Raw genomic sequence first — 13,041 nt, forward strand, 5'->3', positions numbered from 1 at the left:
AATAAGCCGAATAGAGGGGATAATATGATACGAAAAGGAGAGAGTAAATGTGCAAAATTTTACCTTTTGGAATCCGACCAAATTAATTTTTGGCAAAGATCAGATTGAGCAATTACATAAAGAAATTCCGCAATACGGGAATAAAGTTTTAGTTGTATATGGTGGAGGAAGCATTAAACGAAATGGTCTGTATGACAAAGTAATGGCTGAATTGAAGGGGATGGATGCAGAGGTTTTTGAACTTTCTGGGGTCGAACCAAATCCGCGAATTTCAACCGTCAGAAAGGGTGTTGAAATTTGTAAAGAACAAGGAATAGACTTCCTATTAGCTGTTGGCGGCGGAAGTGTTATTGATTGTACAAAGGCAATTGCAGCTGGAGCAAAGTATGCTGGGGATGCATGGGATTTAGTCATTAAAAAAGCTGTTGCAACAGAGGCACTGCCATTCGGAACCGTCTTAACATTGGCTGCTACTGGTTCTGAGATGAACTCAGGGTCAGTTATCACCAATTGGGAAACAAATGAAAAATATGGTTGGGGAAGCCCTGCTGTTTTTCCAAAGTTCTCGATTTTGGATCCAGTTCATACATATACTGTTCCGAAGGATCAAACGATATATGGCATTGTTGATATGATGTCACACGTTCTTGAACATTACTTCCATTTAGCAGAGAATACGGAGTTTCAGGATCGTATGTGCGAATCATTACTGATTACTGTTATGGAAACTGCACCGAAGCTTCTTTCTGACCTTGAAAATTATGAGTATCGTGCAACCATTCTATATGCAGGTACGATGGCACTAAATGGCATTTTAAACATGGGGTATCGCGGGGACTGGGCAACTCATAATATTGAGCATGCTGTTTCTGCTGTTTACGACATTCCGCATGGCGGAGGTCTAGCTATTCTGTTCCCGAATTGGATGAAGCATAATCTTCATGTAAAGCCAGAAAGATTTAAACAGCTGGCAGTCCGAGTTTTCGGGGTTGATCCTACGGGAAAATCGAATGAAGAAGCAGCTTTAGAAGGAATTGAAAAGCTTCGTGAATTCTGGACTGAAATTGGAGCACCTTCAAGGCTGGCGGACTATGGCATTGATGAAAGCAAGCTTCAGCTAATGGCAGACAAAGCTACGGTGAATGGTGAGTTTGGCAACTTTGCGAAATTAAACAATCGAGATGTTATGGAAATTTACAAGATATCCTTGTAATGAATTTTTGAGAAAATGGAGGATCATACATGTCACATATTCGTTTTGATTATTCAAATGCTCTTCGATTTTTTGGTGAACATGAGATTACATATCTACAGGATGCTGTCAAAGTTTCACATCATTCTCTTCATGAGCAAACAGGAGCTGGAAATGACTATTTAGGATGGATTGATTTACCGGTTCATTACGATAAAGAAGAATTCACTCGGATACAAAAATCAGCAGAGAAAATAAAGAGTGATTCTGATATTTTATTAGTAATTGGAATAGGCGGATCATACTTAGGTGCCCGTGCAGCAATCGAAATGCTTACCCATCATTTTTATAATGTGCTTTCAAAGGAAAAGCGGAACACTCCTCAAGTGATATTTGTCGGAAATAATATTAGTTCAAGTTATATGAAAGATGTGATTGATCTTCTTGACGGGAAGGACTTTTCAATCAATGTCATTTCAAAATCAGGTACAACTACGGAACCAGCAATTGCTTTCCGTATTTTCCGACAGCTGCTAGAAAAAAAATACGGCAAGGAAGAAGCGCGAAATCGAATATACGCAACAACGGATAAGGCAAGAGGGGCTTTAAAAACGTTAGCAATGGATGAAGGCTATGAAACGTTTGTCATTCCTGATGATGTTGGCGGGCGCTATTCTGTCTTAACTGCTGTAGGATTATTGCCGATTGCTGTAAGTGGTGCAGATATTGGGCAAATAATGGAGGGTGCAGCACAAGCGTGTGAGGAATACAGTCAATCTGAGCTTCTTGAGAATGCTGCTTATCAGTATGCAGCTGTCCGGAATATTTTGTACAACAAAGGAAAAACCATTGAAATGCTTATAAATTATGAGCCAGGTCTTCAATATTTTGCAGAATGGTGGAAGCAATTGTTTGGAGAAAGTGAAGGGAAGGACCAAAAAGGAATCTATCCGTCATCAGCAAACTTCTCAACGGATCTTCATTCAATGGGGCAATATGTCCAAGAGGGAAGACGTGATCTTTTCGAGACGGTCATTAAAGTGGAAGAACCGCGACATGAATTATTTATCGAAGAAGCTGAAAATGATTTAGATGGGTTGAACTATCTTGCTGGCAAAAGTGTGGATTTCGTCAATAACAAAGCATTTGAAGGAACAATGCTTGCTCATACAGATGGCGGTGTGCCAAATTTAATCATTACGATTCCTAAATTAGACTCATTTACGTTCGGCCATCTTGTATATTTCTTTGAAAAAGCTTGTGCAATGAGCGGATATTTATTGGGAGTGAACCCTTTTGATCAGCCTGGAGTGGAAGCGTATAAAGTTAATATGTTTGCCCTACTGGGAAAGCCGGGTTTTGAGGAGAAAAAAGCAGAATTAGAAAAACGTCTTAAATAAAAGTAAGAGTGTCATCAAATACCGATGACGCTCTTATTTAATTGTCATTCATAATAACAATAAGCTGATCCTGATGAATGATTGTAAAGGGGTGGGGAGGGTTTAATAGTGTTTCCTCTCCTCTTTTTATCCCTAGTAAAAGGATTCCTTCTTTCATAAGCAGGTGGCTTAAATCCATAAAGTTCATATTAACGACTTCAGGAACGGCTGGCTTAAAAGTTAAGTTTCGCTTATCAAGCTGGTTCAATAAATCTAAAAAGGATGTAACTAGTTGTTGAGATGAGATACTATTAATCATTACATAACTAGTAAGGATGTTCGTTTGTACAATTTCATCTGCTCCAGCTCTTTTGGCATTAGCTACCTGTTCAGATGTTAAGATTTCTACGATGCATTGAATTTTGGGGTTCAGCCCCTTTACTGCCAACAGTGTTAAAATGGACCCCATATCTGCATGCAGTTCACCTTTGTTTGGGTCTGCGGTAATAATTACCTTTACTGCATCAAATATGTTCGCCTTAATAAGAACTTCGTCTAGATTCGATCGTCCCTGAATAAAATGGACATTCATAGTGGGTAAGGGGTTCTTATCCAAGGATTCATCGATCAAAGCAATCGAGATGTTTTTATTGTTTGTGCAAAGCGTGTGTAGAATTCCGCGGGTTCGTTCATTCCAGCCGATCACAATAATATGATCTTTCCCTTTGAAATCCGCTTTTCCCTCCAAAAATTCATTTTGCTTTGTGACTGCAGCGGTTGCTAAACTGGCGAAATAAGTGGCTAAAAAACCAGCACCTGTTAAGATGAGGGCCATACCGGCTAGCCTTCCCGGCACAGATTTGGGGACAAAGTCTCCATAACCAACTGTAGAAGCGGTAATAATAGCCCACCATACCCCTTCGAAAATGGTTGGGAATTGTTCGGGCTCTAATAAATGAACGAATGATCCAAATGAAATAATTACGATAAGAGCAATAATAAGAACTCTCAAAAAAAGTGGCAGTCGCACAAAGGTATTGAAGAAATTATATGACATGTTTTACACCTCTATAATAATTAGCGTAATCCGCTATCCCTAATTATGGACGAAAGGAAAGGGTTTCATAATTGATAAGGAAAATTCATCGATAAAACAAAAATAGCTTCATTCATTCACGATTCGATTGTGAATGAATGAAGCTATTTTTTATGACATGTTTTTAGGAAAAATGCAAAAGATGAAGGTATATTAATCGATCTAGCTTTTGGCTGGATTTTAGAGTTTCAATACTATCAATTCCAGTTTTGTGAGCGGTAAGTATCATTTCCTCTCTAATTTTATTAATGCGTCGTAGTACTAATTGTTCAAGGGTAATCTTGTTCATTTAACCATTCTCCTATTAAATATCTTCTCTTACTTGTATTATAGGAGATATTTCTTATTCCGAAATAGGTTCGACAAAAGTTCTAAGAATAAGACAAAAAAGCCTATTTTTTTGGGAGAATACCTCTTAAAGGCGATCATCATCCTCCTAATTTATGAATAAAGATAAATAGACTCTGTCTATTAAATTTCCGCTCGGAAAATTATATAAGAGGGGATGTTGACTTCTTTTTGAAATTATATTAATATAATAAATCTAATGAGGTTCATAGGAACAAAGAGTTTATATTTATTTTATGATCTCCTATTAAATGTTGACAGATAACGTTTTACAAAGTATAATAGGTTCTTGTTACTGGACTTGGTTGAAATTATTTCAAAAAAGTAATTGACTACATTGAAATAGAATGATAGAATATAGTCCTACCTTAACAAATAGTTCTTTGAAAACTAAACAAAGCAAAAACGTCAACGTTAATTCTTATTTTAAAGAAAGATAAGAAACGAGCAGGTCAAGGAAACGACTGAGTGAGCACCGGATTGTACGAGGGTACATGAGGAGCGGAGCGAGGGAGTTGACGAAGAGATGCGAAGTTTATTATCTTTCGTCGAGCTAATCTTACTCTTTATTGGAGAGTTTGATCCTGGCTCAGGACGAACGCTGGCGGCGTGCCTAATACATGCAAGTCGAGCGAATCTGAGGGAGCTTGCTCCCAAAGATTAGCGGCGGACGGGTGAGTAACACGTGGGCAACCTGCCTGTAAGACTGGGATAACTTCGGGAAACCGGAGCTAATACCGGATAATCCTTTTCTACTCATGTAGAAAAGCTGAAAGATGGCTTCGGCTATCACTTACAGATGGGCCCGCGGCGCATTAGCTAGTTGGTGAGGTAACGGCTCACCAAGGCGACGATGCGTAGCCGACCTGAGAGGGTGATCGGCCACACTGGGACTGAGACACGGCCCAGACTCCTACGGGAGGCAGCAGTAGGGAATCTTCCGCAATGGACGAAAGTCTGACGGAGCAACGCCGCGTGAGTGATGAAGGTTTTCGGATCGTAAAACTCTGTTGTTAGGGAAGAACAAGTACCGTTCGAATAGGGCGGTACCTTGACGGTACCTAACCAGAAAGCCACGGCTAACTACGTGCCAGCAGCCGCGGTAATACGTAGGTGGCAAGCGTTGTCCGGAATTATTGGGCGTAAAGCGCGCGCAGGTGGTTTCTTAAGTCTGATGTGAAAGCCCCCGGCTCAACCGGGGAGGGTCATTGGAAACTGGGAGACTTGAGTGCAGAAGAGGAAAGTGGAATTCCAAGTGTAGCGGTGAAATGCGTAGAGATTTGGAGGAACACCAGTGGCGAAGGCGACTTTCTGGTCTGTAACTGACACTGAGGCGCGAAAGCGTGGGGAGCGAACAGGATTAGATACCCTGGTAGTCCACGCCGTAAACGATGAGTGCTAAGTGTTAGAGGGTTTCCGCCCTTTAGTGCTGCAGCAAACGCATTAAGCACTCCGCCTGGGGAGTACGGCCGCAAGGCTGAAACTCAAAGGAATTGACGGGGGCCCGCACAAGCGGTGGAGCATGTGGTTTAATTCGAAGCAACGCGAAGAACCTTACCAGGTCTTGACATCCTCTGACAATCCTAGAGATAGGACGTTCCCCTTCGGGGGACAGAGTGACAGGTGGTGCATGGTTGTCGTCAGCTCGTGTCGTGAGATGTTGGGTTAAGTCCCGCAACGAGCGCAACCCTTGATCTTAGTTGCCAGCATTCAGTTGGGCACTCTAAGGTGACTGCCGGTGACAAACCGGAGGAAGGTGGGGATGACGTCAAATCATCATGCCCCTTATGACCTGGGCTACACACGTGCTACAATGGATGGTACAAAGGGCTGCAAGACCGCGAGGTTTAGCCAATCCCATAAAACCATTCTCAGTTCGGATTGCAGGCTGCAACTCGCCTGCATGAAGCCGGAATCGCTAGTAATCGCGGATCAGCATGCCGCGGTGAATACGTTCCCGGGCCTTGTACACACCGCCCGTCACACCACGAGAGTTTGTAACACCCGAAGTCGGTGGGGTAACCGCAAGGAGCCAGCCGCCTAAGGTGGGACAGATGATTGGGGTGAAGTCGTAACAAGGTAGCCGTATCGGAAGGTGCGGCTGGATCACCTCCTTTCTAAGGATGAAATGAAGTCTATCTTCATTAAAAGACGTTTCTTGCTTTGTTTAGTTTTGAGAGAACTAACTCTCAAAACTTGTTCCTTGAAAACTAGATAACAAATTGACAAGACATCATAAAAGTAAGTTCTTTTTTAAACAAACTTAGGTTTTCTTTCTTATTTATAAGATTGTGAACCGTGAGGGAAATGAGAAGCGAACAGGTCGAGGAATCGAGCGAGGAAGCACCGGAACGTACGTAGTGTGTACGTGAGGATGCTGACGAACGAAGATGACGAAGAGATGTGAAGCTTATCGTTGACCGAACTAGGTTAAGTTAGAAAGGGCGCACGGTGAATGCCTAGGCACTAGGAGCCGATGAAGGACGGGACTAACACCGATATGCTTCGGGGAGCTGTAAGTAAGCTTTGATCCGGAGATTTCCGAATGGGGGAACCCTCTATCCGTAATGGGATAGAATCTTTACCTGAATACATAGGGTATTGAAGGCAGACCCGGGGAACTGAAACATCTAAGTACCCGGAGGAAGAGAAAGCAAACGCGATTCCCTGAGTAGCGGCGAGCGAAACGGGATTAGCCCAAACCAAGAGGCTTGCCTCTTGGGGTTGTAGGACACTCTATACGGAGTTACAAAGGAACGAGGTAAATGAACAGGTCTGGAAAGGCCGGCCAGAGAAGGTAAAAGCCCTGTAGTTGAAACTTCGTTCCCTCCAGAGTGGATCCTGAGTACGGCGGGACACGAGAAATCCCGTCGGAAGCAGGGAGGACCATCTCCCAAGGCTAAATACTCCCTAGTGACCGATAGTGAACCAGTACCGTGAGGGAAAGGTGAAAAGCACCCCGGAAGGGGAGTGAAAGAGATCCTGAAACCGTGTGCCTACAAGTAGTCAGAGCCCGTTTATGGGTGATGGCGTGCCTTTTGTAGAATGAACCGGCGAGTTACGATTACATGCGAGGTTAAGTTGAATAGACGGAGCCGCAGCGAAAGCGAGTCTGAATAGGGCGAATGAGTATGTGGTCGTAGACCCGAAACCAGGTGATCTACCCATGTCCAGGTTGAAGTTCAGGTAACACTGAATGGAGGACCGAACCCACGCACGTTGAAAAGTGCGGGGATGAGGTGTGGGTAGCGGAGAAATTCCAATCGAACTTGGAGATAGCTGGTTCTCTCCGAAATAGCTTTAGGGCTAGCCTCATGTAGAAAGAGTCTTGGAGGTAGAGCACTGTTTGGACTAGGGGCCCCCATCGGGTTACCGAATTCAGACAAACTCCGAATGCCAAAGACTTATCCATGGGAGTCAGACTGCGAGTGATAAGATCCGTAGTCAAGAGGGAAACAGCCCAGACCACCAGCTAAGGTCCCAAAGTATACGTTAAGTGGAAAAGGATGTGGAGTTGCTTAGACAACCAGGATGTTGGCTTAGAAGCAGCCACCATTTAAAGAGTGCGTAATAGCTCACTGGTCGAGTGACTCTGCGCCGAAAATGTACCGGGGCTAAACGTATCACCGAAGCTGTGGATGGACATCTACGATGTCCGTGGTAGGAGAGCGTTCTAAGGGCGTTGAAGCTAGACCGCAAGGACTGGTGGAGCGCTTAGAAGTGAGAATGCCGGTATGAGTAGCGAAAGATGGGTGAGAATCCCATCCACCGAATGCCTAAGGTTTCCTGAGGAAGGCTCGTCCGCTCAGGGTTAGTCGGGACCTAAGCCGAGGCTGAAAAGCGTAGGCGATGGACAACAGGTTGATATTCCTGTACCACCAAACTCCGTTTGAGCAATGGGGGGACGCAGGAGGATAGGGTAAGCGCACTGCTGGATATGTGCGTCTAAGCAGTTAGGCTGCAAGCGAGGAAAATCCCGTTTGCGTGAAGGCTGAGCTGTGACAGCGAGGGAAATATAGTACCGAAGTTCCTGATTCCACACTGCCAAGAAAAGCCTCTAGTGAGGATAAGGTGCCCGTACCGCAAACCGACACAGGTAGGCGAGGAGAGAATCCTAAGGTGAGCGAGAGAACTCTCGTTAAGGAACTCGGCAAAATGACCCCGTAACTTCGGGAGAAGGGGTGCTTTTTAGGGTGAATAGCCCTGAAAAGCCGCAGTGAATAGGCCCAGGCGACTGTTTAGCAAAAACACAGGTCTCTGCGAAGCCGCAAGGCGAAGTATAGGGGCTGACGCCTGCCCGGTGCTGGAAGGTTAAGAGGAGGGGTTAGCTTACGCGAAGCTCTGAATTGAAGCCCCAGTAAACGGCGGCCGTAACTATAACGGTCCTAAGGTAGCGAAATTCCTTGTCGGGTAAGTTCCGACCCGCACGAAAGGCGTAACGATCTGGGCACTGTCTCAACGAGAGACTCGGTGAAATTATAGTACCTGTGAAGATGCAGGTTACCCGCGACAGGACGGAAAGACCCCGTGGAGCTTTACTGTAGCCTGATATTGAATTTCGGTACAGCTTGTACAGGATAGGTAGGAGCCTTGGAAGCCGGAGCGCCAGCTTCGGTGGAGGCATCGGTGGGATACTACCCTGGCTGTATTGAAATTCTAACCCATGCCCCTGATCGGGGCAGGAGACAGTGTCAGGTGGGCAGTTTGACTGGGGCGGTCGCCTCCTAAAAAGTAACGGAGGCGCCCAAAGGTTCCCTCAGAATGGTTGGAAATCATTCGAAGAGTGTAAAGGCATAAGGGAGCTTGACTGCGAGACCTACAAGTCGAGCAGGGACGAAAGTCGGGCTTAGTGATCCGGTGGTTCCGCATGGAAGGGCCATCGCTCAACGGATAAAAGCTACCCCGGGGATAACAGGCTTATCTCCCCCAAGAGTCCACATCGACGGGGAGGTTTGGCACCTCGATGTCGGCTCATCGCATCCTGGGGCTGTAGTCGGTCCCAAGGGTTGGGCTGTTCGCCCATTAAAGCGGTACGCGAGCTGGGTTCAGAACGTCGTGAGACAGTTCGGTCCCTATCCGTCGTGGGCGCAGGAAATTTGAGAGGAGCTGTCCTTAGTACGAGAGGACCGGGATGGACGCACCGCTGGTGTACCAGTTGTTCTGCCAAGAGCATCGCTGGGTAGCTATGTGCGGAAGGGATAAGTGCTGAAAGCATCTAAGCATGAAGCCCCCCTCGAGATGAGATTTCCCATAGCGTCAAGCTAGTAAGACCCCTGAAAGATGATCAGGTTGATAGGTTTGAGGTGGAAGCGTGGTGACACGTGGAGCTGACAAATACTAATCGGTCGAGGACTTAACCAAAAACGAAAAGCGGAAGCGTCTCGCTCAGAAATGAGTGGACTGGAGACTCCGACGAAGAAGCGTTCTTTGCTTCTGTGGGAGGAGTTGAAGTACGCGAATTTCTAGACGCTGTAGCTGGACAAAAATGATGTATGTTATTTGTTATCTAGTTTTGAAGGAATAATCCTTTAACTAAAAATAGTCTGGTGGCGATAGCGAGAAGGTCACACCCGTTCCCATCCCGAACACGGTAGTTAAGCTTCTCAGCGCCAATGGTAGTTAGGGGCTGTCCCCTTGTGAGAGTAGGACGCCGCCAGGCAAAAAGGGTATGCCAAAACAATTTTGGTATACTCTTTTTTTATTATCTAACTATTGAACATTCATATATAACAAATAGATTTCTATTTTTCTACAGCATAAACTTCTGTTGTTCCTAATTGTTTTCTCTCAAAATGTTACTTCTTGCAGTACTTCTAATTTCTCACCTTTATTATGTAAATAAGAGATTGCAATAAATAATAATAAGCGCACGATATGAAAGCTGCACCAGTTCGTAATAGGTGAAAAAAGAAGATAGCTATATCGGTACAAAGGTATCCTACTGATATTTATAATTAGAAGGAATTTTAAGAATATATTTATTTCTTAAATATTATTATTAAATTATAGTATTTCCCCATTGGTAACTTGCGTCGAATATAGAAGAGGTTGGTATTGGAATTGATTTAATTATTTTTGATTAATATTTCAATATTATTTAGTGATATTTTGAATAATGCTACTATTTCCTTTTATGTTCACAAGGATAGTGGTTATATGATAACATCAAAAATGTTTTGTAAATAGTTATTGTGGGAACCATTAAAAGGAAATAAAAGCGCATATTAGTTAGATAGGAGTGAGGTACACATGAATACGATAGACCAGTTTCAATGTGAAAATATGGAACTCTTAATGGAAATATTTGATCATAAAGTTAGTTTAAAAGAAGTCTATAATCTAAAGGGACCAGCTAGTTCAGATTATATTTCTCTTTCCATCAAATTAAATCTACTTATTAAAGAATATTTTGAAGAAAAAACTTTAAATCTAATAAGTATGTCCAAGGATGAACTAATTGAAGTTTGGAAACAAAAAGGATTTAAACATCTTGATACGATTGAAGCAAGTCAAAAGCTTGATGAAATAATAATAAAATATCAAAAGCTGAAACATTTTGGGTAGAAAGTATAAAATATCCTAATATTTCCTCTCGCTATTCTGTGTTACTAGAATAGTTTTTTTTAGGATTTATGAAAGCAAAATTGTTATAAAGCAGAAAGGGGAAAAAATTCATAGGTTAAATGATATAGTCAAATTTTCGCTAGCTGATACTTATCAAAAAAATTCATCTTCCCTTCCATTTGTAGTATCATTAATTCTATGAATGAAGGGAAGTGTGGATTATGAAATTCATCAAATTCTTAGTAATAACGATTGTATTATTAGGAGCGATTGGGTATGCAGTCTATTATTTTGGAACGAATATGGCTTCAGAAAAGATAATGGAAACGGTAACGACAGAGTTAGAAAACAGCGGTGAGATGGAAGAAATAAAGAAGACAATAGAAAATGATCCAGAATTAAAAGCTTATTTAGAAGAAGCAAAAACAGCAAATACCGAGGATCTGCCATTTGCAACAAAAGAAGAAGCAACAAGAGCACTTATTAGCAAAGTTGGGATTACTGAACTTAATGATATACGTGTGAAAGTGCAAGAGGGATCCATGTCTAAGGAAGAAGTGCTTGAGAATATAGAAGGAAAGTTAACAGAAGATGAAATATTAGCATTGAAGGTTATTGCGTATAAAGAGTTGTATGGTGAATGATGGAAAGAGCCCAATTTTTAGGGCTCTTATTTTTGATTGTTTGTAATTGAAATCTAGTGCAGGGGAAATTTAAATGAGTGAGTTCACCTTATAAGCAGAAAATGTTAGTTGACTATTCATTCTTTTTAAAAAAAATGATATTTTTTTGATATAATGTCCTTTAAAGTAGTATAAATAGTTTGAAACCTGGAGACTGAGAAAGGGGCTGCATATGGAAACTTTATCATGCCAAGCGGGAATCATGTATGATTTTAATAAAACACACAAGCCTATCAAGTCTGTTGCATCTGGTACAACGATAGTCTGCCATTATATGAAGTCACTATGCTTATGAGTGCGGCTGGGCAAGTAGAAGTCTGTCAAATCGTAGACCCGTTAATGACAGCACGGTTGGTAGTTCCTAAGTGGTTGTTGCAGCAGCTAAATGTTGAAATGATTTAGTGGGACAGGAATCCTGTCCCATATTTTTTATAAAAATAAAAAACCTAAAGAAATAATAACACCGCTTACGATAAGTGTCAGGACACAGTACCCCATAATATCCTTTGCTTTTAGACCTGCAATTGCTAGTGCAGGCAAAGCCCAAAATGGCTGAATCAAGTTTGTCCAAGCATCCCCCCATGCAACGGCCATTGCTGCTTTTGGAATGGAAACATCGAGTGCAATAGCTGCATCCAGTACGACCGGTGCTTGAACTGCCCATTGGCCTCCTCCAGAAGGAATGAAAATATTAATTAAACCAGCACTTAAGAAGGTGAATAACGGAAATGTGAATTCATTAGATATCGATATGAACCCATTAGCAATAACTGCAGCTAATCCAGACGCTGTCATCATTCCGATAATACCTGCATAAAAAGGAAATTGGACAATGATCCCGCTTGCACCTTTTACTGCATTCATAACCGCTTCTAAAAAATGCTTTGGCGTCCCATGGAAAAGAATGCCTAAGAATAAGAATAAGAAATTAACAATATCAAGATTCAGTTTAAAACCGTTTTGAGCAAAATAGTAGAATAAAAACACGAGCCCAAATAGACCAATTAACAGAGAGAGTATACGGCTATTTTCTAGCCGTTCTGCAGGTGTCATGGCCCCCCTTTCAATAGCAGCAGCTTGAATATCATCTTGTAATAAGGCAGGATCTACAGTTACTGTTTCTTCCTTAGAAGGCATCATTAGCCGATTAACCAGTGGAAGAGCTAAAAATAATGCAATAACAATGGCGAGATTAAAACCGGAAAAAATCGTTTCACTAGTTGGAATAATTCCAATCAAGTCCTGTGAAAAGTGCCCTTCTGTCGCAATGGTTAAAGGAGTTGAGCCTGAAATGCCCCCATGCCAAATTACAAAACCAGAGTAAGCACTTGCAATTAAAAGCCGATAATCTACCTCTCTTACTTTTTTCGCTAATTCTTTTGCGAATAAAGCTCCAATGACAAGACCAAATCCCCAATTTATCCAGCTAGCAATAAGAGAGACAACCGTTACAATGATCACTGCCTGGCCAGGTGATTTAGCTGTAGATGCTAGTGCACCTAATCCCTTTTTAAAAATTCTGCTGCTTGCAAGCACATGCCCTGTTACTAAAACAAGAACCATTTGCATGGTAAAGACAAGCAATCCCCAAAATCCATTCCCCCAGTGCTGAATCATCTGATAAGGCCCGCTATCGGTGAATATAATGCCAAGCGTAAACACAACAAAAGTTAGAATAATGACAAATAAAAATGGATCAGGCAAGTATCGCTGCATGACACGATTGAAAAATGATACAAGAGCTTTCATTCATTTTCTCCCTTCTAGTTATTTTAAAAC

The 13,041-nt window shown here is 42.4% G+C and carries 7 protein-coding genes and 3 rRNA genes; 7 read left to right on the plus strand and 3 right to left on the minus strand.

The genetic code is table 11. The annotated features are described in order from the left end of the window. The first annotated feature begins 49 nt into the window (after positions 1-49). Positions 50-1,213 (plus strand): iron-containing alcohol dehydrogenase, encoded by a 1,164-nt coding sequence (locus tag FI644_RS13905; protein ID WP_053477837.1) that lies wholly within the window; start codon positions 50-52, stop codon positions 1,211-1,213. 29 nt (positions 1,214-1,242) lie between these two features. Then, entirely contained in the window at positions 1,243-2,592 is a 1,350-nt protein-coding gene (locus tag FI644_RS13910) for a glucose-6-phosphate isomerase (RefSeq protein ID WP_056686107.1), read from the plus strand. A gap of 37 nt (positions 2,593-2,629) precedes the next feature. On the opposite strand, the gene FI644_RS13915 is transcribed toward FI644_RS13910, so the two are convergent. Both FI644_RS13915 and FI644_RS13920 read right to left on the minus strand, forming a co-directional pair. After that, on the minus strand, positions 2,630-3,628 hold the full coding sequence (locus tag FI644_RS13915; protein ID WP_142108513.1) for a potassium channel family protein: 999 nt from the start codon (positions 3,626-3,628) through the stop codon (positions 2,630-2,632). 163 nt (positions 3,629-3,791) lie between these two features. Next, complete coding sequence (locus FI644_RS13920; RefSeq protein ID WP_082446691.1) at positions 3,792-3,956, minus strand: aspartyl-phosphate phosphatase Spo0E family protein; 165 nt, start codon at positions 3,954-3,956, stop codon at positions 3,792-3,794. 625 nt (positions 3,957-4,581) lie between these two features. Between FI644_RS13920 and FI644_RS13925 the strand changes: the two genes are divergently transcribed. From FI644_RS13925 to FI644_RS13945, 5 genes are all read left to right on the plus strand, one after another. Next, positions 4,582-6,132, plus strand: a 16S ribosomal RNA gene (locus FI644_RS13925). Between the two features lie 311 nt (positions 6,133-6,443). Beyond that, positions 6,444-9,376 (plus strand): 23S ribosomal RNA (locus FI644_RS13930). Between the two features lie 181 nt (positions 9,377-9,557). Continuing rightward, positions 9,558-9,674: ribosomal RNA gene (gene rrf, locus FI644_RS13935) — 5S ribosomal RNA — on the plus strand. Together the 16S, 23S and 5S rRNA genes form the textbook arrangement of a ribosomal RNA operon. Positions 9,675-10,264: 590 nt before the next feature. Continuing rightward, entirely contained in the window at positions 10,265-10,579 is a 315-nt protein-coding gene (locus FI644_RS13940; RefSeq protein WP_053474525.1) for an aspartyl-phosphate phosphatase Spo0E family protein, read from the plus strand. 221 nt (positions 10,580-10,800) lie between these two features. Further along, on the plus strand, positions 10,801-11,223 hold the full coding sequence (locus FI644_RS13945; RefSeq protein WP_082620618.1) for a hypothetical protein: 423 nt from the start codon (positions 10,801-10,803) through the stop codon (positions 11,221-11,223). Positions 11,224-11,691: 468 nt separating this feature from the next. On the opposite strand, the gene FI644_RS13955 is transcribed toward FI644_RS13945, so the two are convergent. Then, positions 11,692-13,011: a short-chain fatty acid transporter gene (locus FI644_RS13955; RefSeq protein WP_142108514.1), complete on the minus strand. Its 1,320-nt coding sequence runs from the start codon at positions 13,009-13,011 to the stop codon at positions 11,692-11,694. Positions 13,012-13,041: the final 30 nt, after the last annotated feature.

Source organism: Cytobacillus solani (genome assembly GCF_006704205.1).
GTDB classification, from domain to species: Bacteria; Bacillota; Bacilli; order Bacillales; family Cytobacillaceae; genus Cytobacillus; species Cytobacillus solani.